Source organism: Massilia sp. TS11 (assembly GCF_022012445.1).
Taxonomy (GTDB): Bacteria; Pseudomonadota; Gammaproteobacteria; order Burkholderiales; family Burkholderiaceae_D; genus Telluria.
In genome coordinates this window covers 154,604-179,055 of record NZ_JAKLTS010000009.1, presented here as the reverse complement: position 1 = coordinate 179,055, position 24,452 = coordinate 154,604, and the positions used below count along the sequence as shown (strand labels likewise).

General features: G+C 67.0%; 23 protein-coding genes. 16 read left to right on the top strand and 7 right to left on the bottom strand.

Going from position 1 to position 24,452, the window contains the following annotated elements; genetic code table 11:
• Window positions 1–4 precede the first annotated feature (4 nt).
• Window positions 5–1,309, bottom strand: a complete 1,305-nt coding sequence (locus LZ005_RS15195; RefSeq protein ID WP_237808983.1) for a sensor domain-containing diguanylate cyclase — start codon at window positions 1,307–1,309, stop codon at window positions 5–7.
• A 52-nt stretch (window positions 1,310–1,361) separates the two neighbouring features.
• Between LZ005_RS15195 and LZ005_RS15190 the strand changes: the two genes are divergently transcribed.
• Window positions 1,362–1,676, top strand: a complete 315-nt coding sequence (locus tag LZ005_RS15190) for a DUF1294 domain-containing protein (protein ID WP_237808982.1) — start codon at window positions 1,362–1,364, stop codon at window positions 1,674–1,676.
• Here LZ005_RS15190 and LZ005_RS15185 read toward each other — a convergent pair.
• The 3 genes from LZ005_RS15185 to LZ005_RS15175 are packed head-to-tail and all read right to left on the bottom strand — an operon-like array spanning window position 1,618 to window position 4,183.
• The gene (locus LZ005_RS15185) at window positions 1,618–2,952 is read right to left on the bottom strand and encodes a HAMP domain-containing sensor histidine kinase (RefSeq protein WP_237808981.1); all 1,335 of its coding nucleotides are present in this window, start codon (window positions 2,950–2,952) and stop codon (window positions 1,618–1,620) included. The genes LZ005_RS15190 and LZ005_RS15185 overlap by 59 nt on opposite strands.
• Complete coding sequence (locus LZ005_RS15180; protein WP_237808980.1) at window positions 2,945–3,658, bottom strand: response regulator transcription factor; 714 nt, start codon at window positions 3,656–3,658, stop codon at window positions 2,945–2,947. The genes LZ005_RS15185 and LZ005_RS15180 overlap by 8 nt, the downstream gene beginning before the upstream one ends.
• 48 nt (window positions 3,659–3,706) lie before the next feature.
• Window positions 3,707–4,183 (bottom strand): Spy/CpxP family protein refolding chaperone, encoded by a 477-nt coding sequence (locus LZ005_RS15175; RefSeq protein ID WP_237808979.1) that lies wholly within the window; start codon window positions 4,181–4,183, stop codon window positions 3,707–3,709.
• 159 nt (window positions 4,184–4,342) lie between these two features.
• On the opposite strand from LZ005_RS15175, the gene ugpQ reads away from it, so the two are divergent.
• The 7 genes from ugpQ (at window position 4,343) to LZ005_RS15140 (ending at window position 14,122) form a co-directional block, all read left to right on the top strand.
• Window positions 4,343–5,098, top strand: a complete 756-nt coding sequence (ugpQ, locus tag LZ005_RS15170) for a glycerophosphodiester phosphodiesterase (RefSeq protein WP_237808978.1) — start codon at window positions 4,343–4,345, stop codon at window positions 5,096–5,098.
• 71 nt (window positions 5,099–5,169) lie between these two features.
• A complete protein-coding gene (alaS, locus tag LZ005_RS15165) occupies window positions 5,170–7,779 on the top strand; it encodes an alanine--tRNA ligase (RefSeq protein WP_237808977.1) in 2,610 nt (869 codons plus the stop codon).
• A 240-nt stretch (window positions 7,780–8,019) separates the two neighbouring features.
• Entirely contained in the window at window positions 8,020–8,247 is a 228-nt protein-coding gene (locus tag LZ005_RS15160) for a sulfurtransferase TusA family protein (protein WP_237808976.1), read from the top strand.
• 158 nt (window positions 8,248–8,405) lie between these two features.
• Complete coding sequence (locus tag LZ005_RS15155; RefSeq protein WP_237808975.1) at window positions 8,406–9,155, top strand: electron transfer flavoprotein subunit beta/FixA family protein; 750 nt, start codon at window positions 8,406–8,408, stop codon at window positions 9,153–9,155.
• 15 nt (window positions 9,156–9,170) lie between these two features.
• Window positions 9,171–10,103, top strand: coding sequence for an electron transfer flavoprotein subunit alpha/FixB family protein (locus LZ005_RS15150; protein WP_237808974.1), 933 nt, complete (start codon window positions 9,171–9,173; stop codon window positions 10,101–10,103).
• 104 nt (window positions 10,104–10,207) lie between these two features.
• A complete protein-coding gene (locus tag LZ005_RS15145; protein ID WP_237808973.1) occupies window positions 10,208–11,998 on the top strand; it encodes an acyl-CoA dehydrogenase in 1,791 nt (596 codons plus the stop codon).
• A 126-nt stretch (window positions 11,999–12,124) separates the two neighbouring features.
• Entirely contained in the window at window positions 12,125–14,122 is a 1,998-nt protein-coding gene (locus LZ005_RS15140; RefSeq protein ID WP_237808972.1) for a hypothetical protein, read from the top strand.
• A gap of 9 nt (window positions 14,123–14,131) precedes the next feature.
• On the opposite strand, the gene LZ005_RS15135 is transcribed toward LZ005_RS15140, so the two are convergent.
• On the bottom strand, window positions 14,132–14,533 hold the full coding sequence (locus LZ005_RS15135) for an NINE protein (RefSeq protein ID WP_237808971.1): 402 nt from the start codon (window positions 14,531–14,533) through the stop codon (window positions 14,132–14,134).
• Between the two features lie 131 nt (window positions 14,534–14,664).
• Between LZ005_RS15135 and rpsP the strand changes: the two genes are divergently transcribed.
• From rpsP to LZ005_RS15095, 8 genes are all read left to right on the top strand, one after another.
• Window positions 14,665–14,913 (top strand): 30S ribosomal protein S16, encoded by a 249-nt coding sequence (gene rpsP, locus LZ005_RS15130; protein WP_237808970.1) that lies wholly within the window; start codon window positions 14,665–14,667, stop codon window positions 14,911–14,913.
• Window positions 14,914–15,441 (top strand): ribosome maturation factor RimM, encoded by a 528-nt coding sequence (rimM, locus tag LZ005_RS15125; protein WP_237808969.1) that lies wholly within the window; start codon window positions 14,914–14,916, stop codon window positions 15,439–15,441.
• Window positions 15,442–15,453: 12 nt separating this feature from the next.
• Complete coding sequence (gene trmD / locus LZ005_RS15120; protein ID WP_237808968.1) at window positions 15,454–16,203, top strand: tRNA (guanosine(37)-N1)-methyltransferase TrmD; 750 nt, start codon at window positions 15,454–15,456, stop codon at window positions 16,201–16,203.
• 70 nt (window positions 16,204–16,273) lie between these two features.
• Window positions 16,274–16,651, top strand: a complete 378-nt coding sequence (rplS, locus tag LZ005_RS15115; RefSeq protein ID WP_237808967.1) for a 50S ribosomal protein L19 — start codon at window positions 16,274–16,276, stop codon at window positions 16,649–16,651.
• 108 nt (window positions 16,652–16,759) lie between these two features.
• Entirely contained in the window at window positions 16,760–17,440 is a 681-nt protein-coding gene (locus LZ005_RS15110) for a CoA pyrophosphatase (protein ID WP_237808966.1), read from the top strand.
• A gap of 52 nt (window positions 17,441–17,492) precedes the next feature.
• Window positions 17,493–18,452 carry a CobD/CbiB family protein gene (locus LZ005_RS15105; RefSeq protein ID WP_237808965.1) on the top strand — a complete coding sequence of 320 codons (960 nt, stop codon included), beginning with the start codon at window positions 17,493–17,495 and terminating at the stop codon, window positions 18,450–18,452.
• Window positions 18,453–18,626: 174 nt separating this feature from the next.
• Window positions 18,627–18,959 (top strand): DUF3579 domain-containing protein, encoded by a 333-nt coding sequence (locus tag LZ005_RS15100; RefSeq protein WP_237808964.1) that lies wholly within the window; start codon window positions 18,627–18,629, stop codon window positions 18,957–18,959.
• Between the two features lie 76 nt (window positions 18,960–19,035).
• Window positions 19,036–21,426 (top strand): penicillin acylase family protein, encoded by a 2,391-nt coding sequence (locus LZ005_RS15095; protein ID WP_237808963.1) that lies wholly within the window; start codon window positions 19,036–19,038, stop codon window positions 21,424–21,426.
• Window positions 21,427–21,590: 164 nt separating this feature from the next.
• Here LZ005_RS15095 and LZ005_RS15090 read toward each other — a convergent pair whose 3' ends face one another.
• On the bottom strand, window positions 21,591–22,871 hold the full coding sequence (locus LZ005_RS15090; RefSeq protein ID WP_237808962.1) for a tetratricopeptide repeat protein: 1,281 nt from the start codon (window positions 22,869–22,871) through the stop codon (window positions 21,591–21,593).
• 87 nt (window positions 22,872–22,958) lie between these two features.
• Window positions 22,959–24,452: a glycoside hydrolase family 3 protein gene (locus LZ005_RS15085; protein ID WP_237808961.1), complete on the bottom strand. Its 1,494-nt coding sequence runs from the start codon at window positions 24,450–24,452 to the stop codon at window positions 22,959–22,961.

Below are 24,452 nucleotides of genomic sequence, written 5' to 3'. Positions count from 1 at the left end.
ATCGCTAGGAGTAGGCGTCCGAGGCAATACAGACGCGATTGCGCCCGCCTTCCTTGGCCTGGTACAGGGCCTTGTCGGCGCGCGCCAGCAGGGCGGCGATGTCGCGGTCCTGCGGATTCAGCATGGCCACGCCGAAGCTGGCCGTGGGCGCGATGGCGCCCGGCCAGTCGCCTTTGATCAGCATGCCCGTCAGCGAGGTGCGCAGGCGTTCGGCCAGGATGTAGGCGGCGTCGAGCTGGGTGGATGGCAGCACGAAGGCGAATTCCTCGCCGCCCAGGCGGCCGAACAGGTCGCAGTCGCGCACCGTGCGCACGCAATGCTGGGCCAGTTCGACCAGCACCGCGTCGCCGGCCTGGTGGCCATAGCGGTCGTTGATCTGCTTGAAGTGGTCGAGATCGAGCACGATGGCCGATAGCGCCAGGCGGTAGCGGCGCGCCTTCGAGAATTCCTTGGCCGCCTCCTGGAAGAAGTGGCGCCGGTTCGAGACGCCGGTCAGCATGTCGGTGTAGGCCTGGCGCTGCAGTTCTTCCTTCAGCACCTGCATTTCGGTGATGTCGGTGGAGATGCCGACCAGGGTGTCGCCGCTGCTCTCGCGCGACAGCGGCACCTTGATCGTCCAGAAGTGGCGCCGGCTGCCCTGTGGGCCGGGCATGGTCTCCTCGCCGCACTGCTTTTCGCGCGTGGTGAACAGCTGCAGGTCCATCGCGCGCACGGCCGCGGCCTGGCTCGGCTCCAGCAGTTCGCTGTCGCGCCGGCCCAGGATGTCGTCCTTGGGCAGGCCGAAGACGGCGGCCGTCTTGTCGTTCACGTAGAGGTAGTGGCCCTCGCGGTCCTTCATGTAGACCGCGGCCTCGGTGTGGTCGAGCACTGTGGTCAGCATCTCGCGCTGGGCCTGCAGCTCGCGCTCGAGGCGTTTGCGCTCGGTGATGTCGGTGGCGATGCCGCTCATGCCGATGATGCGTCCGTCCGCGTCGCGGATCGGCTGCTTGACCGACCAGTAGATGCGCACCTCGCCGCTGCCCTTCACGACATTGACCTCCTCGTTGGCGATGGTCTCGCCCAGCTCCAGCACGCGGCGGTCGTTCTCGCGCAGGGTCTGCGAGCGTTCGAGGTCGAAGAACAGGCTGTCGTCCCGGCCCAGCACCGCCTCGGCTGGCTGGCCAAGCAGCTCGCAGACCAGGGCATTGACGAAGGTGTAGCGGCCCTGCAGGTCCTTGGTGAAGATATACGCGCCGACCGAATCGAGCACGCTGCGCAGACTGGCGACTTCCGCCAAGGGCGCAGGGGAGGGGGCGCGCGGGTCAGACATGGGACAGGGGGAGCAGGCTGGCAAAGATGACCACTAGTGTAGCGAAATATGCATGCGCTGTACAATCGGCGCCATGTTCTCGCATCCCGATCTGCTGCTGGCGCTGGGCGCTGGCTACACTGCTCTCAGCCTGCTGACTTTTCTGGTCTACGCCTACGACAAGGCGGCCGCGCGCGCCGGACGCCGCCGCGTGCCCGAGCGCCAGCTGCTGGTGCTTGGCCTGCTGGGCGGCTGGCCGGGGGGCTGGCTGGCGCAGCAGCTGCTACGCCATAAATCGGCCAAGCCGACCTTCCTGTGGCGCTTCTGGATCAGCGTGGGCCTGCACCTGATGGCGCTGGGTCTGGGCTGGCGCTGGCTGGCAGGCTGACCCGGAAGCAGCTGCCGCCATCGGGATTGGCCAAGCAGACCACGTCGCCGCCGTGGCGGCGCGCGATCTGGCGCACCAGGGCCAGACCGAGACCGACGCCGCCGGCCGCCTCGCTGGCGCCGGCCGCCCGGTAGAAGGGCTGGAAGATGCGTTCGCGTTCGTCCTCCGGCACGCCGGGGCCGCGGTCGCACACGTCGAGCCGCACCTGGTCGCGCACCATCCGCACACTGACGCGCACCGGCGAAGCATCGCCGTAGCGCTGGGCGTTTTCCAGCAGATTGCGCACCATGCGGCGCAGCAGGCGGGCGTCGCCGCGCACCGGTGCGGCCGGTTCGGCGTGCAGGGCCGCGTCCACGCGCGCGCACTCCTCGGCGGCCAGGCCGGCCAGGTCGACGTCGTCCTCGGCCTGGGCCTCGTGGCCGTTGGCGTCGAGGCGGCTGGCCAGCAGGATTTCGTCGATCAGCTGATCGAGCTCGGCGATATTGCGGTTCAGTTCCGTGGCGATGGCCGGCGGCGCCGCGCCTTCCATCAGGGCCACCGCCATGCGGATGCGCGCCAGCGGCGAGCGCAGTTCGTGCGAGGCATTGGCCAGCAGGCGCTTGTGCGAGCCGACCAGGTCCTCGATGCGCCCGGCCGCTTCATTGAAGCTGTGCGCCAGGCGCGCCACTTCGTCATTGCCGTCGACCGGCACGCGCGTCGACAGCTGGCCGCTGCCGAAGGTCTCGACATTTGTCTGCAGGGCTTCCAGGCGGCGCGTCAGGCGGCGCACCACCGGGTAGGCGCCCAGGCCCACCACCAGCGCGATGATGGCCAGGATCACGCCGATATTCAGCACCGGCCCGCGCGGCAGGCGGTGGCGCACCAGCAGCCAGCGGCCGTCGCGCAGATGCAGCGCAAACACGGCCGGGTGGCCCGGCACATAGCCGCTGTTCCCGTCCGGCTGCCAGACCGGCATGTCGCGCCCGACCTGGGCCAGCAGCTCGCCATTGGCCGCATACAGGGACATGTCGGTGCGCGTGACGACGCGCCAGCGCTTGAGGCTTTCCTGCTGCTCGTTGGCGGGCGCCTCGGGCGGCGGCAGGAATTCGGCCACCATGTCGGCATAGGTGTTGGCGCGCGCCTCCGAGAACTGCGGCCGGTCGGCATAGCGCAGGTGGGTGGCGACGGCCGAGGCGATGGCGGCGATGGCGATCGCCGCCAGCAGCGCCAGATAGATGCGCAGGTACAGATGGCGCGCCAGCGCCCCGCGCCGGAACCAGGACAGCAGCTTAGACATCCTGGGCCTTGGCGAAGACGTAGCCGGCGCCGCGCACCGTCAGGATGCGGCGCGGCTGGCGCGGATCGTCCTCGATGGCGGCGCGCAGGCGGCCGATGTGGACGTCGATCGAGCGGTCGAAGGGATCAAGGCTGGCGCCCTTGACGGCGTCGAGCAGCTGTTCGCGCGTGAGCACGCGCCCGGCGCGCTCGGCCAGGGCCAGCAGCAGGTCGAACTGGTAGGAGGTCAGGCTGACCTCCTGGCCGCGCAGGCGCACCATGCGCGCGGCCGGGAAGATCGCCAGCTGGCCGAACTGCATCTGCGGCTCGCTGCTGTCGGTGCTGGCCAGCGGCGGGCGGCGCAGCACGGCGCGCAGGCGCGCCAGCAGCTCGCGCGGCTCGAAGGGCTTGGCCACGTAGTCGTCGGCGCCCAGTTCCAGGCCGATCACGCGGTCGAGCGGATCGCCTTTGGCCGTCAGCATCACGATCGGCAGGCTGGCCAGGGGCAGCGGCTGGGTGCGGATGCGCTTGCACAGCTCGAGGCCGTCGGTATCGGGCAGCATCAGATCGAGCAGCACCAGGTCGGGCAAGGGCGGCTGGCGCAGGCGTGCCAGGCCCTCGGCCCCGCTGCCGCAGTGTTCGACCGTATAGCCGTTCTGGGTGAGGTAGGTGCCGACCATGTCCGCCAGGCGGCGGTCGTCTTCAATCATCAGGATGGTGTGCGACATGGGCCCATCATAAAGGAAAAGGCGGGCGCGCGGCCCGCCTGGACTGGCTTATTGCTTGTGATGGGCGGCCATGCGCGCGGCCAGCTTGGCGCGCTGTTCGGGCGTCAGCACCTCGGCCGCATCGGCCAGGGCCTGCGACATGCGCTGCGAGGCGCGCTCGGCCAGGCGCATCTGCTCGATACGCAGCGACTCGATGGCGGTGCGGTCGATCTGGGGCGCCGTCAGCAGGGCCATGCCTTTCTGGTGGCCGGCGCGCAGCTGCTGGCGGATGCCTTTCAGATCGCTCATGGCGGCCTTGGCGATATCCTTGATCTTGGCCTTCTGTTCAGCGGTGGCGTCGGCCGCCAGGCGCGCGATCATGTGCTCGAGGCGCTGGTCGGCCTTGGCCGGGTCCAGCTGGTCCATGCCGGCGCGGTGATGGTGGTGGCCGAACCAGCCCATGGCCGAAGCGGGCAGGGTGGTGAGCAGGGCGGCGCCGCCGATCAGCAGGGCGGCGCAGGTTTTGGCGAAACGAAGGTGGTTCATGGTGGACTCCCGAAGTGTGGGATGCCGCACAGTGCGCATCCTCTGGAAGCCATTCTGGGCCAGCTTGGTTAAGCGTCGATATTCCGCCGGTAAAGTTTTGTAAATCGGCTCAGGCGCGCGGTAACATGGAATCCCGCGCCCCGACCGAAGGAGAACAGCATGTGGCCCTATCCGCGCATTCTTGCCCACCGCGGCGGCGGCAGCCTGGCCCCGGAAAACACCCTGGCGGCCCTGCGCACCGGCCTGGCGCACGGTTTCCGCGCCGTCGAATTCGACGTCATGCTGACCCGCGACGGTGTCGGCGTGGTGCTGCACGACCCCGAACTCGGGCGCACCGTGGCCGGCAGCGGCAGCGTGGCGGCCCTGAGCGCGGCCGAACTGACGCGCATGGACGCCGGCCGCTGGTTCAGCCCTGCCTTTGCGGGCGAACCCGTGCCGCTGTTCACCCAGTTCGTCCAGTTCTGCCAGGAGCACGGGATCTGGATGAATATCGAGCTCAAGCCCGTGCCCGGCTTCGAGGCCGAGACCGGCCGCCTGATCGCGAATGTCACGCGCGCCCTGTTCACCGACGCCCTGGCCAGCGGCGAGCCGCGCCGCCTGCCCCTGTTCTCCTCATTCAGCATGACGGCCCTGGCCGCGGCGGCGGCGGCCGCGCCCGATCTGCCGCGCGCCTGCCTGTTCGAGACCCTCGACGGCGACTGGCTGGACGCGGTGCGGCGGGTCGGGGCCATCGCCATCGACACCGATTACCGCCACCTGCAGCCGGGCCAGATCCGCGCCGTCAAAGCGGCCGGTCTCGGTCTGTTCTGCTACACGGTCAATGATCCGGCCATTGCGCGCAGCCTGCTGGCGGCCGGGGTGGACGGCCTGTGCACGGACGCCATCGACCGCATCGGCCCCGAGTTTCCCCTCTAAGCCCGCGATTTTGGGCCGCATTGGCTGCTATAATCGGCGTTTTGCATGCTGCCCTTTTTCGCCCTGACGACATGAAATCTGCTGAAATTCGCGACAAATTCCTGAAATTCTTCGAATCCAAGGGTCATACGATCGTCCGTTCGAGCCCGCTCGTACCGGGCAATGACCCGACCATGCTGCTGACTAACTCGGGCATGGTGCAGTTCAAAGATGTGTTCCTGGGCCTGGACACGCGCCCCTATTCGCGCGCGACCACCGTACAGCGCTGCGTGCGCGCGGGCGGCAAGCACAATGACCTGGAGAACGTCGGTTACACGGCGCGTCACCACACCTTCTTTGAAATGCTGGGCAATTTCAGCTTCGGCGACTATTTCAAGCGCGATGCGATCCACTACGCCTGGGAGCTGCTGACCACGGTCTACCAGCTGCCGGCCGACAAGCTGACCGTCACCGTGTATTTCGAGGACGACGAGGCCTACGACATCTGGGCCAATGACATCAAGGTGCCGAAAGAGCGCATCATCCGCATCGGCGACAACAAGGGCGCGCGCTACGCTTCGGACAACTTCTGGCAGATGGCCGACACCGGCCCCTGCGGCCCGTGCTCGGAAATCTTCTACGACCACGGTCCCGAGATCTGGGGCGGCCCCCCGGGCTCGCCCGAGCAGGACGGCGACCGCTTCATCGAGATCTGGAACCTCGTGTTCATGCAGTTCAACCGCGATGAGGCCGGCAATATGACGCGCCTGCCCAAGCCCTGCGTCGACACCGGCATGGGCCTGGAGCGCCTGGCCGCCGTGCTCCAGCACGTGCACAGCAACTACGAAATCGATCTGTTCCAGAACATGATCCGCGCCGCCGCCCGCGAAACGGGCGCCAGCGACCTGAACAACAACTCCCTGAAGGTCATCGCCGACCATATCCGCGCCTCGGCCTTCCTGATCGTCGACGGCATCATTCCGGGTTCGGAAGGCCACGGCTATGTGCTGCGCCGGATCATCCGCCGCGCGCTGCGCCACGGCTACAAGCTGGGTCAGACCAAGCCCTTCTTCCACAAGCTGGTGGACGACCTGATCCAGGAAATGGGCCAGGCCTATCCGGAACTGCCGGAAGCGGCCGAGCGCGTCAAGCAGGTGCTCAAGGCCGAGGAAGAGCGCTTCGGCGAGACCCTCGAGCACGGCATGAAGATCCTCGAGGCCGAACTGGCCAAGGATCCCACGCGCCTGGCCGGCGCCACCGCCTTCACCCTGTACGACACCTATGGCTTCCCGCTCGACCTGACGGCCGATATCTGCCGCGAACGCAATGTCGTGCTGGACGAGGCCGGTTTTGCGAGCGCCATGGAACAGCAGAAGCAGACCGCGCGCGCGGCCGGCAAGTTCAAGATGGCTGCCAATGTCGGGTACGCGGGCGCCAAGACCAGCTTCGTCGGCTACGAGTCGCTGGCCCAGGACGCCAAGATCATCGCCCTGTACAAGGATGGCGCCCCGGTCCAGACCCTGAATGCGGGCGAGCACGGCATCGTCGTGCTCGACGTCACCCCGTTCTACGCCGAATCGGGCGGCCAGGTCGGCGACCGCGGCCAGATCGGCGACGCCCAGGCCCGCTTCGCCGTGCAGGACACGCTGAAGATCCAGGCCGACGTGTTCGGCCACCACGGCACCGTCGAGCAGGGCAGCCTGCAGGTCGGCGCCAGCGTCAGCGCCCAGGTCGATACGGCCCTGCGCGCACGCACCATCCGCAACCACTCGGCCACCCACCTGATGCACAAGGCCTTGCGCGAAGTGCTCGGCAGCCATGTGGCCCAGAAGGGCTCGCTGGTCGATGCCGACAAGACCCGTTTCGACTTCAGCCACAATGCCCCGCTGACGGCCGCCGAGATCGCCGCCGTCGAGGCCAAGGTCAATGCCGAGATTCTGGCGAACGCCGCCACCCAGGCCCAGGTGATGAGCTTTGACGACGCCGTCAAGCACGGCGCGATGGCCCTGTTCGGCGAAAAATACGGCGACACCGTGCGCGTGCTCGACATCGGCAGCTCGCGCGAGCTGTGCGGCGGCACCCACGTCAGCCGCACCGGCGACATCGGCCTGTTCAAGATCATCAGCGAAGGCGGCGTGGCCGCCGGCATCCGCCGCGTCGAAGCCGTCACCGGCGAAGGCGCGCTGGCCCTGGTGCAGGCGCTCGACCAGCGGCTGAACCAGGCCGCGGCCGCGCTGAAGACCCATCCGGACGAGCTGAGCAGCCGCATCGCCCAGGTCCAGGACCACGTCAAGGCGCTCGAAAAAGAAGTCGCCGCGCTCAAGTCCAAGCTGGCCGCCGGCCAGGGTGACGAGCTGGCCGGCAAGGCGCTCGACATCAAGGGCGTGAAAGTGCTGGCCGCCCAGCTCGACGGCGCCGACGTGCCGACCCTGCGCGAGACCATGGACAAGCTGAAGGACAAGCTGAAGACGGCCGCGATCGTGCTGGCCGCTGTCAACGACGGCAAGGTCAGCCTGATCGCCGGCGTCACGGCCGACACCACGGGCAAGATCAAGGCTGGCGAACTGGTCAACTTTGTCGCCCAGCAGGTGGGCGGCAAGGGCGGCGGCCGTCCCGACATGGCCCAGGCCGGCGGTACCGACCCGAGCGGCCTGACGCCGGCCCTGGACGGCGTGGCTGGCTGGATCGGCGAGCGCCTCTAATTCAGTACAGAAATTCGGGGTCTGACCCCGATTTCCCCACACGGCAATTTTTGCCGCACGGAGAAATCGGGGTCAGACCCCATTTTGTTAATATGTTAAGCGTGGGGCTGTGGTGGTGGCGCCACAAAAAATTCATTGATGCGGTGCGTCAAAAAAGCCAAATTCAGGTAGTATTCACAAACTCTCTGAACCCCACCGCGTATTTTTACGATGAGCGAACTTGTTGTTGAAGCCGTGACCATGGAATTCGATCGTGACCTCGATGCGCGTGGCTTGAATTGTCCCTTGCCCATCCTGAAAGCCAAGAAAACACTGGCCGAGATGCAGTCGGGCGAGGTGCTGCGCATTACCGCCACCGATACCGGCTCGGTACGCGATTTCCAGGCCTTTGCCAAGCAGACCGGCAATGCCTTGCTCGGCCATACGCAAAACGGCTACGAATTCGTGTTTCTGCTGCGCCGCAAATAAGGCGCCGGCCCACAGAACGCCTCTATCGGCCATCCGGCGATAGAGGTTTTCTTCTAGCCAAAAATCGCACGGTCGTGCTTAAATTAGATGACGCATACGTAAAGCATTTATAATTTCACCCATTTGTTCACTTCTTACCCTACACAAAAGGCAGACCTATGAAAGTCCTGGTTCCCGTCAAGCGCGTGGTTGATTACAACGTCAAGGTGCGCGTGAAATCGGATGGCAGCGGCGTCGATATCGCCAACGTCAAAATGTCGATGAATCCCTTCGACGAAATCGCCATGGAAGAGGCGATGCGTCTGAAGGAAGGCGGCAAGGCGACCGAAGTGGTGGCCGTGTCCTGCGGCGTGAGCCAGTGCCAGGAAACCCTGCGCACGGCCATGGCCATCGGCGCCGACCGCGGCATTCTGGTCGAAACGACGGCCGAGCTGGAACCGCTGGCCGTGGCCAAGCTGCTCAAGGCCGTGGCCGACAAGGAACAGCCGAACCTGATCATCCTGGGTAAGCAGGCGATCGACGACGATGCCAACCAGGTCGGCCAGATGCTGGCCGCGCTGCTCGGCTGGCCGCAGGCGACCTTCGCCTCGAAAGTCGTGCTCGACGAGGGCAAGGTGACGGTCACGCGTGAAGTCGACGGCGGTCTGGAAACCCTGGCCCTGAGCCTGCCGGCCATCGTCACCACCGACCTGCGCCTGAACGAGCCGCGCTATGTGACGCTGCCGAACATCATGAAGGCCAAGAAGAAGCCGCTCGACACCACCAAGCCGGAAGAGCTCGGTGTGGACGTCAGCCCGCGCCTGAAGACCCTGAAAGTGGCCGAGCCGCCCAAGCGTTCGGCCGGCATCAAGGTGCCGGATGTGGCCACCCTGGTCAACAAGCTGCGCACGGAAGCCAAAGTCATCTAATTTAGGAACACAATCATGGTCGCACTCGTTATTGCTGAACACGACAACGCTTCCCTCAAGGGCAGCACCCTGAATACCGTCACCGCTGCCGCCCAGTGCGGCGGCGAAGTGCACGTGCTGGTGGCCGGCCACAATGCCGGCGCCGCCGCCGCCGCTGCCGCCCAGATCGCCGGCGTGAGCAAGGTGCTGGTCGCCGACGCCGCCCACCTGGCCGATGGCCTGGCTGAAAACCTGGCCGAGCAGGTGCTGGCCGTGGCTGGCGCCTACTCGCACATCCTGGCCCCGGCCACCGCCTACGGCAAGAACATCCTGCCGCGCGTGGCCGCCAAGCTGGACGTGGCCCAGATCTCGGAAATCACCAAGGTCGACAGCCCCGACACCTTCGAGCGTCCTATCTACGCCGGCAACGCCATCGCCACCGTCCAGTCGGGCGACAAGGTCAAGGTCATCACCGTGCGCAGCACCGGCTTTGACGCCGCCGCCGCCAGCGGTGGCAGCGCCGCCACCGAAACCGTGGCCGCCGTCGCCGACGCCGGCAAGTCGGCCTTCGTCGGGCGCGAAGTGGCCAAGTCGGACCGTCCGGAACTGACGGCCGCCAAGATCATCGTCTCTGGTGGGCGCGGCATCGGCTCGGCCGAGAACTTCAAGCTGCTCGAGCCCCTGGCCGACAAGCTGGGCGCCGCCATGGGCGCCTCGCGCGCTGCCGTCGACGCTGGCTTCGTGCCGAACGACTGGCAGGTCGGCCAGACCGGCAAGATCGTTGCCCCCGCCCTGTACATCGCGGTCGGCATCTCGGGCGCCATCCAGCACCTGGCCGGCATGAAGGACTCGAAGACCATCGTCGCCATCAACAAGGATCCGGAAGCCCCGATCTTCGCCGTGGCCGACTACGGCATCGTCGGCGACCTGTTCGAGGTCGTGCCGCAGCTCGTCGCCGAGCTCGGTTAATCCCGCATCAGACCCGGTAGGGCGGGTCTTCAGACCCGCGCCGCATGTCCGCGCGGCGCTGGAGACCCGCCCTCTGTCCATTGATTCCCCGTCAGGAGACAAGCATGAGCTACACCGCCCCCCTCAAGGACATGGCCTTCGTCGTCAAGGAACTGGCCGGTCTGGACCAGATCGCCCAGCTGCCCGGCTGCGAAGACGCGACCGCTGATACGGTCGAGGCTGTTCTGGAAGAAAACGCCAAATTCTGCAGTGAAGTCGTGGCCCCGCTGAATCATGCGGCCGACAAGGAACCCTCGTTCTGGCACGATGGCCAGGTGACCACGTCCAAGGGCTTCAAGGAAGCCTTCCGCGCCTTCGTCGAGGCCGGCTGGCAGGGCGTCGCCCACCCGCAGGCTTACGGCGGCCAGGGCCTGCCCAAGCTGGTGGCCACGCCCTGTCTCGAAATGCTGAACGCCTCGAATCTGTCGTTCGCCCTGGTTGGCCTGCTGACCGATGGCGCGATCGAAGCCCTGCAGACGGCCGCCTCGGACGCGCAGAAGGCGGTCTACCTCGAGAACCTGATCACCGGCAAGTGGACCGGCACCATGAATCTGACCGAGCCGCAGGCCGGTTCCGATCTGGCGGCCGTGCGTTCGCGCGCCGAACCCCAGGCCGATGGCAGCTACAAGCTGTTCGGCACCAAGATCTTCATCACCTACGGCGAGCACGACATGGCCGAGAACATCATCCACCTGGTGCTGGCGCGCACGCCGGACGCGCCGCCGGGGGTGAAGGGCATCTCGCTGTTCATCGTGCCGAAGTTCATGATCAACGCCGACGGTTCGCTCGGCGCGCGCAATGATGTGCACTGCGTGTCGATCGAGCACAAGCTCGGCATCAAGGCCAGCCCGACCGCGGTGCTGCAGTTCGGCGACCACGGCGGCGCCACCGGCTATCTGGTGGGCGAGGAGAACCGCGGCCTCGAGTACATGTTCATCATGATGAATTCGGCCCGCTTCGGGGTCGGCATGCAGGGTATCGGCCTGGCCGAGCGCGCCTATCAGCAGGCCCTGGCCTATGCCAAGGACCGCGTGCAGTCGCGCGATCTGGCCGGCTCGGCCGGTCCGGTCACGATCATCCACCACCCCGATGTGCGGCGCATGCTGATGAGCATGAAATCGCAGACCGAGGCGGCGCGTGCGCTCGCCTATGTGGGCGCGGCCATTTCCGATATCGCCCACTACCACGCGGACGCCGAGGTGCGTAAGCGCAATCTGGCGATCTACGAGTATCTGGTGCCGATCATCAAAGGCTGGTCGACCGAGATGAGCGAGCACGTGGCGCGCGACGGCGTGCAGGTGCACGGCGGGATGGGCTTCATCGAGGAAACCGGTGCGGCCCAGCACTACCGCGATGCCAAGATTCTCACCATCTACGAAGGCACGACGGCGATCCAGGCGAATGACCTGGTCGGCCGCAAGACCGTGCGCGACGGCGGCGCCGTGGCCAAGGCCCTGCTGGCCGATGTGCGCGCCACCCAGGCCGCTCTGGCCGCGCGCGACCACGCCGACTTTGCCGCCATCGCGCGCGGCCTGGCCGGCGGCGCCGATGCGCTCGAGGCCGTGGTCGACTTCGTGGTCGCGCATGCCAAATCGGATGTCAAAGCCGTGTTCGCTGGCAGCGTGCCCTATCTGAAGCTGGCCGGCATCGTGCTCGGTGGCTGGCAGATGGGCCGCGCCGCCCTCGTGGCCCAGCAGAAGCTCGACGCCGGCGAGGCCGACAGCGCCTTCTACCGCGCCAAGATCGGCACCGCGCGCTTCTTCGCCGATCACTTCCTCAGCCAGGCTGCGGGCATGGCCACGGCCATCACGACCGGTGCCGCCGGCGTGCTGGCTCTGGACGAAGCCCAGTTCTGAGCCTAGGACCCAGCGAGCGCCTGTCCACCAGCTGGTGGGCAGGCGCTTTGTTTTTTTGCGAAGCGGGAGGCGTGCTTACAGCAAATCTTGTAGACTCGCCAAAAAACTCTGCCTGTGAGCTGGAAGATGCGCTTCGATTCTCGTCTGTCCCGTTCGGTGCTGGCCCTGGCTGGCGCCGCTGTGCTGAGCGCCTGTGGCGGCGGCGGCGGCGGTGGCACGCCGGCCACGCCGACGCCGGTCCCGGCCCCCCAGCCGTCGCCGACGCCGACCCCGCCGCCCGCGCCCCTGTGCGAGAAGGTGCGGGTGGTGGCCGATGCCAGTGTCGAACTGGGCAAGACGGCCAGCGCCTCGGTGCTGCCCTGCCTCGGCACGGGCGACAGCATTGCCGACGTCAGCTGGACCCAGCTGAGCGGCCCGAGCGTGAGCCTGCTGGCCAATCGCAGCCCGACGCTGGCGTTTGAGGCGGCCAGCACCGGCACCGTGGCCCTGCAGGCCGTGGTGACGATGGCCGACGGCAGCGTGCAGACGGTGACGGCCAGCGTCCCCGTGACGGCGGCCCCGGCCGGTTCCTACGTGACGGTGCGCGCCGACCAGTCGGTGCGCATGGAAATGGACACCTCGGTGCGCGCCTGGCCCGTGCTGAAAAACGGCGAGACCCTTGGCAGCATTAGCTGGACCCAGACCGAAGGCCCGGCCGTGACGATGAATGTCAGCGATGGCCGGGTGATGATGTTCACCGCGCCCAAGGTCGAGCAGGACACGGTGCTGAAGTTCAAGGCCACGATGAAAACCAGCAGCGGCGCCAGCGACAGCGACGAGGTGACGATCGCCGTCGAGCACACGCTGCCCGCGCTCAATGGCAATATCTTCGACGCCGTCGACCGCGTCCATCCGTATATCAGCGCCGGCCAGTACGCCAAAGTGCTGCAGCCCTGCGTCTACGACCGCAAGCTCAACTACGTCAGCAGCAGCAACAACAACTTCTGCACGCTGGCGACGCTGCCGCCGCTGGCCACCGAAGCGGGCCTGGCCGCGGTGCCGAGCGTGGAGCAGGTGATGAGCCGGGTGCTGACCTCGCACGACGCACTGGCCGCCAATTTCGAGGCCTTTCTGCGCACCCAGGATGTCAATGGCGACTTCCGCCGCCTGCTGGCGGGCGTGACGGCGGTGGTCATCGGCGCCCATGTGCGGCCCAGCTACTACACGCCGGCGAGCGGCGCCATCTACCTCGACGCCGACAATTTCTGGCTGAGCGCCGAGCAGCGCGATCTGGTGACCGAAGTGCCCGATTACCGCAGCGATTTCGGCGCGGCCCTGAATTTCACCCCGCTCGGGCGCCAGGTGAAGAACAATGCCTATGCGCGCCGCACCTACTCGAGCACGGCGCGGGTGACGCGCAGCCTCGATGAGCTGATCAATGCGCTCGGGCGCCTGCTGTATCACGAGCTCGGCCACGCGAGCGACTATCTGGCGCCGTCCGTGCGCGCCAGCCTGAATATGAACAAACCCTTCTGGGACAATGTCGTGGGGCGCGTGAACCAGAGCCTGCCCTCGGACGTGCTGGCGCGCACCTATCCGCTGACCTCGCAGGAATGGCTGGGCCTGGGCCAGGTGCTGTACCGCGGCGCCACCCCGACGGCCGTGCAGAAGGCCTACACGGCCGCCCAGGTCGGCGCCTTCTTCGCCAGCGATGGCGCCAGCGACGACTACGCCTATTCGATCAATGGCAGCGACAATTCGCGCGAAGACCTGGCCATGCTGTTCGAGGAATTCATGATGAGCTACCGGCACGGCGTGCAGTACGACACCGCGTATTCGCAAAAGCTCAGCAGCAGCGACACGGCCGACACCGCCATCGTCGGCTGGGGCCAGCGCGGGCGCATTGCCGATCCCAAGGTCAAGCCGCGCATCAAGCTGGTATTGCAGCGCATGGCGCCCTGGATCGATCCGGCCGAGGTCGACAAGCTGCCGGCCCCGATCCAGATGACCCCCGGCCTGAGCTGGACGGCCAATCTGGCCATCAGCCCGGTGGCCCTGGCCCAGGCCAGGATCAGTGCGCGCGTCCAGGGCCTGGCCACGGGCAGCGAAGCCCTGCGGGCCGACCTGCGCCGCGGGGCCCACTAGGCGCGCCGCTTAGCCGTAGGCGCCGCCCGTGTAGAGCAGGTCGAACAGGCGGGCGATCGTCCAGATCAGGCCGGTCGCGCCGACGCCCAGGGTCAGCACCAGCAGCACGGCGATCGGCCAGCGCGTGTCGGACGGCTGGGCATTGCCCATCTTGGCGTCCCAGGCGGCGTCCGGGGTCAGGCCAATGACCAGGGTTTCGACCCAGGCGGCCAGCACCGACAGGCTCAGCGGCAGGCAGGGGAAGTAGGGATCGAGGCCGGGCAGCAGCAGCAGGCCGAGGCCGCTCAGGGGCAGGCTCGCCAGGTGCAGCCAGGCCCAGACATCCTTCTTGCCATAAAGATAAAACCGATGCAGGCCGGCGCCGCCCAGCAGGAAAGCGAGCAGGGTGGCCAGGGACTTATTCTTTTGCATGAATTCTCGGGAAAAATACGCAGTATAATGCTTCTCTTTCCCTGCGCGGCCACGAATGTGCTTGCCGCAAGCCGGCTTTACCCTTTATAATCGTCGGCTTTCTCCGTCCAGCTTCTTTTATTGGAATTATTATGGTCGTTATCCGTCTGGCTCGTAGCGGCGCTAAAAAGCGTCCCTTCTACAACATCGTTGCAACCGATTCGCGTAACCGTCGCGACGGCCGTTTCATCGAGCGCATCGGCTTCTACAACCCGATGGCCTCGGGCGCTGCCGAAGGTTTCCGCATCGCCGCTGACCGTCTGGCTCACTGGCAAGGCGTGGGCGCTCAACTGAGCCCCGCCGTGGCCAAGCTGGTCGCTAGCAACAAGGCTGCTGCCTAATTGACTGACACCCAGGCGTCCGTTCCCGCCGACCTGATCGAGGTCGGGTATTTGGCGGGGGCATACGGTGTGGTCGGGATGGTGCGGGTGCGCCCGCATTCGACCGAAGCCGACGCCTTGTTGTCCGTGAAAACCTGGTGGCTGGAGAAATCCGGTCATCTGTACCCGGTGCAAGTGCGCCAGGCCCGTTACCACAGCGGTGACGTGGTCGCCCGCTTCGACGGTCCCGCCGACCGCGATGCGGCCGAGGCCCTGAAAGGCCACGTGGTCAAGATCTCGCGTGCCGAGTTTCCGGCATTGCCGGAAGACGAGTACTACTGGACCGACCTGATCGGCCTGCAAGTGATCAACGAGCAGGGTGAAACGATCGGCACTGTGCACGACATGATGCACAACGGCGCCCAGTCGATTCTGCGTGTGGAACGCGCCGACGCCAGCGAGACCCTGATCCCCTTCGTGGACCAGTTCGTCAAAACGGTGGACCTGGCCGGCAAGCGCATCACGGTCGACTGGGGTCTGGATTACTGAAACGGGGCGGCCATGCAGTTCGATGTTGTGAGCCTGTTTCCCGAGATGTTCACCGCGCTCACCGCATCCGGGGTGACGCGCCGGGCGTTTGAGCAGCAGCGCTGGCATTTGCAGACCTGGAATCCACGCGATTTCACCAGCGATAATTACCGCACCGTGGATGACCGCCCGTATGGCGGCGGGCCCGGGATGGTGATGCTGGCCCGGCCGCTCGAGCAGGCGATCGGCGCCGCCCAGGCGCGCCAGCAGGCGCTGGGGCTGCCCAAGCCGCGTGTGATTTATCTGTCGCCCCAGGGGCAGCCGCTCAATCATGCGCGTGTGATGCAATTGCGCGCGGAGCCCGGTCTGGTGCTGCTGTGCGGACGCTACGAAGCGGTCGACCAGCGTTTGCTCGACCGTTGCGTGGACGAAGAAATCAGCCTCGGCGATTTCGTCCTGTCCGGCGGAGAATTGCCGGCCATGGCCCTGATGGATGCCGTCGTGCGCCAGTTGCCGGGCGTGCTCGGCGACGAGGCCTCGGCAGTGGAAGACAGTTTTGTGCATGGTCTGCTCGACGCGCCGCATTACACGCGGCCCGAGGTGTACGAAGGCGTGCCGGTGCCGCCGGTACTGCTCGGCGGGCACCATGCAGAGATTCAGAAGTGGCGCCGCCAGCGCATGCTGGAGGCGACGCTGAAGAAGCGGCCCGATCTGATTGAGAAGGCCCGCGCCGCCGGCCAGTTGTCCAAGGCCGACGAGCAATACCTGGGCAGCCTGTCGTAAGGCTGCTTGTGCTTAACCCCATCCTCTACCGGGCAGATGGCGCCGGCAAGATGGTTCTAGGAGAAATGCAATGGATCTGATCCAGCAACTTGAGCAGGAAGAAATCGCCCGCCTGGGCAAAAACATCCCCGACTTCGCCCCCGGCGACACCGTCGTGGTGAACGTGAACGTGGTCGAAGGCACGCGTAAGCGCGCCCAGGCCTACGAAGGCGTGGTGATCGCTCGCCGCAACCGTGGTCTGAACTCGAACTTCATCGTTCGCAAGATCTCCTCGGGCGAAGGCGTGGAGCGTACCTTCCAGCTGTACTCGCCGCTGATCGCTTCGATCGAAGTCAAGCGCCGCGGTGACGTCCGTCGTGCCAAGCTGTACTACCTGCGCGAGCGCTCGGGCAAGTCGGCACGTATCAAGGAAAAACTGCCGAACCGCAAAGCCGCTGCCGCCGAATAAGCGACCGGACTTGCGTTGGAAAAGGGGTGCCTCGGCACCCCTTTTTTTCATCCCGGAAAAAAGGGGGCTGACCCCGATTTCCCCGCACGGAAATTGTTATCATGTCGTATGGCTCGTCCGCTTTTTGATTCTCAGCTGGTGCCGGTGTCCGCCTTGGCGGGCGAGGCGGCGCTGCCGCCCGAGCGCCTGGCGCCCGACTGGCTGCGTCAACGCTTCGCCGCGCCGCCGCCCGTGTGGACGCCCGAGACCCAGGACCAGGCCTGGTTCGCGCGCCCCGGCACGCCGACCCCGGCCGCCGTGCTGGTGCCGCTTGTGCAGCGCCCGGACGGCCTGGCGGTGCTGCTGACCCAGCGCACGGCCCATCTGCACGACCATGCCGGCCAGATCAGCTTTCCCGGCGGGCGCAGCGAAGCGCACGACGCCGACGCCGTCGCCACCGCCCTGCGCGAAACGGAGGAGGAGATCGGCCTGGCGCCGCGCCATATCGAAGTGATCGGCCAGCTGCCCGACTATTTCACTGGCACCGGCTATCGCGTGACCCCGGTCGCCGCCCTGGTCGCGCCGCCGTTCGCGCTGCGCGCCGACCCCTTCGAGGTGGCCGAGATCTTCGAGGTGCCACTGGCCTTTCTGATGGATGGCGCGCGCCACCAGGTGCGCACCGTGCAGCTGCCGGACGGGCAGGGCAGCCGCAGCTTCTACGCCATGCCTTACGAGAACTACTTCATCTGGGGGGCGACTGCCGGCATGCTGCGCAATCTGTTCCACTTCCTGCGGGCGGAGGCGGTTTGATTCCCGCGCGGCTCTGCGCTACCCTAGCGGCTCATTACAAAAAGGAATACGCATGACCTTCCTGTCGATCCTGTGCGCTCTCTTGATTGAACAGCTCAAGCCCCTGCGCGCGGACAATGCCATCTACGCCCAGATCAAGGCCCTGGCCAACCGCATCGAGGGCTGGTTCAATGCCGGCCACGCCAGCCATGGCCGCATGGGCTGGATCGTGATGATGCTGTTGCTGATGATCCCGACCGGCATGGTCTACTGGCTGCTCAAGCGCTATGACCACATCTTCCTGGCCTTCGGCTGGAACGTGCTGATCGTCTACCTGACGCTCGGCTTCCGCCATTACAGCCACTATTTCACCTCGATCCAGATCGCCCTCAACAGCGGCGACGACGCGGCCGCGCGCGCCCTGCTGGCCGAATGGACCAAGCTCGACACGGTCGGCATGGACGCCTCCGAGATCGCCCGCGTGGCCGTGGAAAAATCCCTGGTCACCACGCACCGCAATGTGTTCGGCGTGTTCTTCTGGTTCCTGATGCCGCTCGGTCCGGCCTGCGCCGTCATGTACCGCGTGGCCGAATACCTGGCGCGCGCCTGGAACGAGCCCGATCACATGAAGAACGAGGCCTTCGGCGACTTCGCCGCGCGCGCCTTCTACTGGATCGACTGGATTCCTGTGCGCCTGACGGCCGTGGCCTTCGCCGTGGTCGGCAATTTCGAGGACGCCGTCTATGCCTGGCGCAATTTTGCCCACCGCTGGGCGAATGAGTCGATCGGCATCATTCTGGCGGCCGGCGGCGGCGCCATGGGCGTGCGCCTGGGCACCCCGAACGAGCACGCGGCCAAGGTCGTGCTGGCCGATGCCGCCACGGTCGACAGTTCCGATGCCGAGCCCGACATGCTGCCCGGCGAGAAGCCGAACGTGCGCGCCCTGCAGAGCACCGTGGGCCTGGTCTGGCGCGCTCTGCTGCTGTGGATGATGCTGCTGCTGCTCCTGTCCGGTGCCGTCTGGCTCGGCTAAGCGCAAGGCGGGGCAACCCGCCTTTTTTCATGGCCGCACGCCCCAGCCTGGTGCATGTTCAGGCGGAAAAGCCGGCGCGGCGGACCCTGTGTTAGGCTGTGGATTGCTGTCGCGCCTATCGTCATCAAGTCTTCTATAAGATATAATACTGCTGTCCCCTGATCCTGCCGCGCCATGGCCCATTCGTCCCACAAACCTGTCGCCGAAGAATTTTTCATTCTTGGACTGACCAGTAATGGCAAGACCTTTCGTCCCAGCGACTGGGCGGAGCGTCTGTGCGGGGTGATGGCCTGCTTCCAGCCGGAAGGCAGTTCCAAGCGCGGCAGCTCGACCCAGTTCTCCCCCTACGTCTGGCCGACCATGCTCAATGGCGTGAAGGCGGTCGTCGTCAATGGCGCCATCAAGCAGATCGAGCCGATGGCCTACCACTTCGTCGTCAATTTCGCCAAAGACAACGACCTCCAGGTCATCGACGCCTGCGCCCTGAACGCCCCGCCCGGCGTGTGAGCCGCGCGGCGCCTGATCCGTATCCGCGCCGCCATTTTTCTGGCACACTGCCCCGCAGTCCAACTTCGGGGTAGCCATGAATCGCTTTAAGACCTGGTCCAAGCGCATCGCGCTCACGCTGATCGCGCTGCTGCTGCTGATTGCACTGTCCCTTTGGCTGTTCCTGCGCGCCAGCCTCGCCCAGCTCGATGGCGAGCGGCGCGTGGCTGGCCTGCAGGCCGAGGTCAGCATCACGCGCGACGCCAATGGGGTGCCGACCATCGCCGGCAAAGACCGCAATGACGTCGCCTATGCGACCGGCTTTGTGCACGCCCAGGAGCGCTACTTCCAGATGGACCTCCTGCGCCGCAATGCGGCCGGCGAGTTGTCCGAGCTGTTCGGGGCCCGTGCGCTCAATGCCGACAAGGCCCACCGCCTGCACCGCTTCCGCGCGCGCGCCAGCCAGTTCGTGGCGGCCATGCCGGCCGACGAACGCCAGCTGCTCGAACGCTATGTCGCCGGCATCAACGACGGCCTGAATGCGCTCGGCGCACGCCCCTTCGAATACGCCTTGCTCGGCCAGGTGCCGCGCCCGTGGGCGCTGGAAGATTCGCTGCTGGTGGTGTGGGCCATGTACTTCGACCTGCAGGGCAATCTGGAAGGGCGCGAACTGGCGCGCGGCTGGCTGCGCGCGCACAGCAGCCCCGAACAGCTGGCCTTCCTGCTGCCCGACGCCACCGAGTGGGACGCCACCATCGACCAGGACCTGCAGCTGGGCGCCGCCGCGCCGCTGCCGGCCACGGCGCCGGCCTGGTGGGGCAAGGCGGGTACGCGCGACCTGCGCCGCGTGGCCAGCCTGTTCCAGCCCGATCCCACGCTGGCGGTCGGCTCCAATAATTCCGTGGTGGCCGGCAGCCGCAGCGCCGACGGCGGCGCCATCGTCTCGGACGATATGCACCTCGGGATCATGCTGCCGAATACCTGGTACCGCGCCGTGCTCCAGTACCCCGATGCCCAGGGCGCGCCGCGCCGCATCGTCGGCGTGACCCTGCCGGGCGCGCCGCTGGTGGTGGCCGGCTCGAACGGCAAGCTCGCCTGGGGCTTCACCAACAGCTATGGCGACTACCTCGACCTGATCGAAGTCGCGGCGCGCGACGGCCAGCTGCGCCTGCCCGAAGGCTGGGTCAAGCCAAGCGTGCATCAGGAGCAGATCCTGGTGAAAGGGGCCGCGCCCGAGACCCTGGTGGTGCAGGAGACCGCGCTCGGTCCCGTGCGCAGCGTCGACGGCAAGCAGTACGTGGTGCACTGGACGGCGCACCAGGCCGGCGCCGTCAACCTGCGTGCGCGCCTGCTCGAAGGCGTGGCCAGCATCGACGAAGCGCTGCCGCTGGCGGCCTCGCTCGGCATCCCGGCGCAGAACTTCACGGCGGGCGACGCCGCGGGCCATATCGGCTGGACCGTCGCCGGACCGCTGCCGCAGCGCAGCGGCGTGGGCGCCGACAGCAGCTATCCGCTCAAGGCCGAGGACCCGGGCGCACGCTGGCAGGGCCTGATTCCGGCCGCCGAGCACCCGATGGTGCGCGATCCGGCCGGTGGCCAGATCTGGACCGCCAACAGCCGCCAGCTGGCCGGCCCCGATGCAGCGCGCATCGGCGACGGCGGCTTCGATCTGGGCGCGCGCAGCAAGCAGCTGCGCGACAGCCTGCAGGCGCTCGGCCCGCGCACCGACGTGGCCAAGGTCTATCAGGTGATGCTCGACGACCGCGCCGTCTTCCTCAGCCCATGGCGCGAGCGCGCGCTGCGCGTGCTGCAAAAGCCAGGCGCCGCCAGCGGCGCGCGCGCCGAGGCCCTGCGCCTGCTGCAGACCAGCTGGAGCGGCCACGCCAGCACCGACTCGGTCGGCTACCGCATCACGCGCGGCTACCTGCACGCGCTCTACGATCTGCTGTTCGAAGGCGTCAACGGCGAGCTGGCGCGTCTCGACGAGCGGGCCAGTTTCGCCGGTGCCAGCGCACGCTGGCCGGCGCTGCTGGCGCGCCTGATCGACGCGCAGCCGGCCGCCTGGCTGCCGCGCGGCTACAAAGACTGGGATGCGCTGCAGCTGGCCGCGCTCGACCGCGTGATTGCCGACCTGACCCAGGACGGCAAGCCGCTGGCCCAGGCCACCTGGGGGGCGCGCAACACCTCCGGCATTGCCCATCCAATCGCCGGCGCCGTACCCTTCCTCAAAGGCTGGCTCAGCACGCCGCCTGATCAGCTCGCTGGCGACAACCACATGCCGCGCGTGGCCGGGCGCAGCTTCGGCCAATCCGAGCGCATGAGCGTCACCCCGGGCAAGGAAGAGCAGGGCCTGTTCGCGATGCCGGGCGGCCAGAGCGGCCACCCGCTGTCGCCGTTCTTCCTCGCCGGCCATGCGAGCTGGGCGGCCGGCAAAGCGATGCCGCTGCTGCCCGGCCCCAGCATCCACACCCTGCGCCTGTACCCCTAAGAAAAATCGGGGTCAGACCCGCATTTCCCCGCCCGGAAAGTTGGCATGCCGGGTGGATAAATGGGGTCTGACCCCGATTTTGGGGTGGGGAAAAAAACGGGGCCGGACGGCGCTTGCGCGCGGTCCGGCCCCGTTGTCACTGCGGCCCGCGGGCCGCACTGGGTTTATTTGCCCGCTTGTTCCTGCTTGACCTTGATGGTCCAGAAACGCGCCACTTCGAGCGAACCGTCATTCGCCTTCACTTCGGCGAAGGTCTTGATGGCCTCGTCGTATTTCTTGGCCTTGTAGTAGGCGATGCCCAGCAGCAGCTTGGCGTCGTCCGGACGCTTGGCCACACCCTTGGCGATGCCTTGCTGCATGAAGCCGAGGCCCTTGTCGATCTGGCCCATGGTCACGTAGGCGTAACCGGTCTTGACCAGGCCGATGCCGTCCTTGGCCTTGGCGGCCGAGGCTTCGCCGGCGGCGATGTTCTTGATGTCGTCGGCCGAGGCTTTGTTGGCCTTGTCGCGCAGGGCCTTGTGCTTGGCGGCGTTGTTGCCGGTGCCCAGCAGGTTGGCCTGGTAGCCGGCGTCCACCACTTGCTTGGCTTCAGTGAAGAAGCCTTCGAGCATGTCGAGCTCGGCCAGGTCGGTGTAGTAGAACTCGTCCGGCAGCTGCTTGGTCACCAGCATCTGCAGACGCAGCACGAACAGGTCGAGCGGCTGGGCATAGCCGGGCACGCGGCGCACGCGGTTCAGCAGGTCGAGCCAGTATTCTTCGGACGGGTAGAGCGTGACGATCTGCTCGAGCGTCTTCACGTACAGGGCGTCGTCCTTCATCTTGTTGGCGAGGAAGGCGAGGTTGTTCAGGTCTTCCTTCGAGGCCGGCTTGCCGCCCTTGGCGCTCTCGGCCATCAGCAGGTCGAGCGTGGCCTTGGCGTTCACGTAGTCATTGCTGTAGGCGTAGGCGCGGTACAGGGTCGGATTGACTTTGTTCGGGCTGTCGCTGACGGTCTGGAATTCCTTGGCGGCGGCGATGGTCTTCGGATAGTTCTTCTCGTTGAAGTAGAGCGAGACCATCACTTCCAGCAGACGCGGCACTTCGGTCTTGGGCAGGAAGGGCGAGTGCACGACCTTTTCCAGGATCTCGAGCGTGGTCTTGTTGTCGCCCGTGGTCGAGGCCAGCACCATGCGCTGGTTGTTGATCGCGTACTCTTCGAACGGGGTCAGATTGGGGATGGCCATCGCCTGGGCCAGGCGGGCTTTCACATCGTCGTACTTCTTCTGGGCCATCAGGTCCTTGAACACCGCCGCGTCGATCAGTTTGAAGACTTCGGGGCGGACCGTGTTGGCGGCCGGTGCGGCTTCCTTCTTCTCTTCGGCGGCATAGGCCGGGGCGGTGAAGGCAGCGGCGCCCAGCAGGGCGGCGAGCAGCACGCTGATGCGGGCGAAGCGGGTGTGGGACATGAAGAATCCTTCTTAAGAGTCGAACAAATGAGGGCCATATTCTCCCACAAATTGCCGGCCCTGCTGTGGAATTTGCGACGCCCGTCTTTACTCGGGCGCGCGCTCGAAACCGGGGACCGGGCAGCGCCCGGCGGCCGTCAGCTCGCCGGCCAGCCAGGCGGTGACGGCGTCCAGCGCCGGCGCGGCGAAGCCGTAGGTGAGCAGGGCCGGCGCGCTGATGTCGAGCGCCTGGTAGGGGTTCCACAGCGCGATGTGCAGGTCGGGCCGCCAGCTGGCGCGCGCCTGGGCGCCGTAGCGGATGCGCGAGGTCGAGGCCAGCACGGTGAAGCGGCCGTCCTGCGGCAGGCTGGCCCAGTCGAACTGCTCGGCGTCGCTGAAGGTTACGAGGTCGACCGCGAAGCGGCGCCCCAGTGCGGCGGCGATCTGGCTGGCCGGGACGCCCGACTCGGACACGCCGTCGCTGACGACGTCGGCGCGCGCCACCAGGCGCAGCGCGGCGCCCGGCTGCGGGCGCGGCGGATCGCCCAGCGTGGTCAGGGCGCGCTGCCAGGCTTCGGCCATCAGCGCGCGGTCGGCCGCCTCGCTGGTGTAGGGCGGGTGGGCGCACGGGTAGCGGCGGGCCAGGCGGGCCAGGCGGGACAGGCTCTGGCGGATCGCGTCCGGATCGAGCTCGCCGCTGTCGAGCGCGGCCTGGATTGCGTCCAGCGTCGCGCGCTGGGTCTCGGGGGTGCCCAGGGCCATGACCATGTCGGCCCCGGCCTGCAGCGCGCGCACGGCGGCCTGGCCGACACCATAGCGGCCGGCGATGGCGTGCATGTCCATGCCGTCGGTGATGATCACGCCCTCGTAGCGCCAGTCCTGGCGCAGCAGGCCATGCAGGATGCGCGGGCTCATCGTGGCCGGGTAGTCGGGGTCGAGCGCGGGGTAGACGATATGCGCGCTCATGATCGCCGGGGCGGCCGGCGCGGCCAGGCGGAATGGCTGGAATTCGAAGGCTTCGAGTTCGGCCAGCGGCTTGTGCACGGTCGGCAGGGCGCGGTGCGAGTCGACGTGGGTGTCGCCGTGGCCGGGGAAGTGCTTGATGCAGCAGGCCACGCCTTCGCTTTCCGAACCGGCCATCCAGGCCATGCCGAGGGCGGCTGCGCGCACCGGATCGGCGCCGAACGAACGCTCGGCGATGACCGGGTTGTGTGGGTTGTTGTTCAGGTCCAGCACGGGCGCGAAGTTCCAGTTGAAGCCCAGCGCCTTGATGGCGCGCGCGACGGCGGCGCCGGTGCGCTGCGCCAGCGCGGTGTCGTCGGCCGCGCCCAGGGCCATCGCCGAGGGCGGGGCCGGCACCCAGGTGGCGCGCACCACGGCGCCGCCTTCCTGATCGATGGCGATCAGCGCGTCCTCGCCCATCAGCGCGCGCAGCGCGCCGGTCAGGCGCGTCAGCTGGGCGGCGTCGCGCATATTCTGGCGGAACAGGCAGACCGCGCGGATGCCGTTGGCGCGGATGAAATCGGCGGTGGCCGGATCCAGCTCGTGACCCGGAAAGCGGATCATGATCAGTTGTCCGGCCGTGGTTTTATGCGTGCTCAT

Excerpts from the sequence above, each read along its gene's own strand:
- LZ005_RS15195 (WP_237808983.1), bottom strand. The coding sequence starts at position 1,309 with ATGTCTGACCCGCGCGCCCCCTCCCCTGCGCCCTTGGCGGAAGTCGCC.
- LZ005_RS15190 (WP_237808982.1), top strand. The coding sequence starts at position 1,362 with ATGCGCTGTACAATCGGCGCCATGTTCTCGCATCCCGATCTGCTGCTG.
- LZ005_RS15185 (WP_237808981.1), bottom strand. The coding sequence starts at position 2,952 with ATGTCTAAGCTGCTGTCCTGGTTCCGGCGCGGGGCGCTGGCGCGCCAT.
- LZ005_RS15180 (WP_237808980.1), bottom strand. The coding sequence starts at position 3,658 with ATGTCGCACACCATCCTGATGATTGAAGACGACCGCCGCCTGGCGGAC.
- LZ005_RS15175 (WP_237808979.1), bottom strand. The coding sequence starts at position 4,183 with ATGAACCACCTTCGTTTCGCCAAAACCTGCGCCGCCCTGCTGATCGGC.
- ugpQ (WP_237808978.1), top strand. The coding sequence starts at position 4,343 with ATGTGGCCCTATCCGCGCATTCTTGCCCACCGCGGCGGCGGCAGCCTG.
- alaS (WP_237808977.1), top strand. The coding sequence starts at position 5,170 with ATGAAATCTGCTGAAATTCGCGACAAATTCCTGAAATTCTTCGAATCC.
- LZ005_RS15160 (WP_237808976.1), top strand. The coding sequence starts at position 8,020 with ATGGAATTCGATCGTGACCTCGATGCGCGTGGCTTGAATTGTCCCTTG.
- LZ005_RS15155 (WP_237808975.1), top strand. The coding sequence starts at position 8,406 with ATGAAAGTCCTGGTTCCCGTCAAGCGCGTGGTTGATTACAACGTCAAG.
- LZ005_RS15150 (WP_237808974.1), top strand. The coding sequence starts at position 9,171 with ATGGTCGCACTCGTTATTGCTGAACACGACAACGCTTCCCTCAAGGGC.
- LZ005_RS15145 (WP_237808973.1), top strand. The coding sequence starts at position 10,208 with ATGAGCTACACCGCCCCCCTCAAGGACATGGCCTTCGTCGTCAAGGAA.
- LZ005_RS15140 (WP_237808972.1), top strand. The coding sequence starts at position 12,125 with ATGCGCTTCGATTCTCGTCTGTCCCGTTCGGTGCTGGCCCTGGCTGGC.
- LZ005_RS15135 (WP_237808971.1), bottom strand. The coding sequence starts at position 14,533 with ATGCAAAAGAATAAGTCCCTGGCCACCCTGCTCGCTTTCCTGCTGGGC.
- rpsP (WP_237808970.1), top strand. The coding sequence starts at position 14,665 with ATGGTCGTTATCCGTCTGGCTCGTAGCGGCGCTAAAAAGCGTCCCTTC.
- trmD (WP_237808968.1), top strand. The coding sequence starts at position 15,454 with ATGCAGTTCGATGTTGTGAGCCTGTTTCCCGAGATGTTCACCGCGCTC.
- rplS (WP_237808967.1), top strand. The coding sequence starts at position 16,274 with ATGGATCTGATCCAGCAACTTGAGCAGGAAGAAATCGCCCGCCTGGGC.
- LZ005_RS15110 (WP_237808966.1), top strand. The coding sequence starts at position 16,760 with ATGGCTCGTCCGCTTTTTGATTCTCAGCTGGTGCCGGTGTCCGCCTTG.
- LZ005_RS15105 (WP_237808965.1), top strand. The coding sequence starts at position 17,493 with ATGACCTTCCTGTCGATCCTGTGCGCTCTCTTGATTGAACAGCTCAAG.
- LZ005_RS15100 (WP_237808964.1), top strand. The coding sequence starts at position 18,627 with ATGGCCCATTCGTCCCACAAACCTGTCGCCGAAGAATTTTTCATTCTT.
- LZ005_RS15095 (WP_237808963.1), top strand. The coding sequence starts at position 19,036 with ATGAATCGCTTTAAGACCTGGTCCAAGCGCATCGCGCTCACGCTGATC.
- LZ005_RS15090 (WP_237808962.1), bottom strand. The coding sequence starts at position 22,871 with ATGTCCCACACCCGCTTCGCCCGCATCAGCGTGCTGCTCGCCGCCCTG.
- LZ005_RS15085 (WP_237808961.1), bottom strand. The coding sequence starts at position 24,452 with ATGAGCACGCATAAAACCACGGCCGGACAACTGATCATGATCCGCTTT.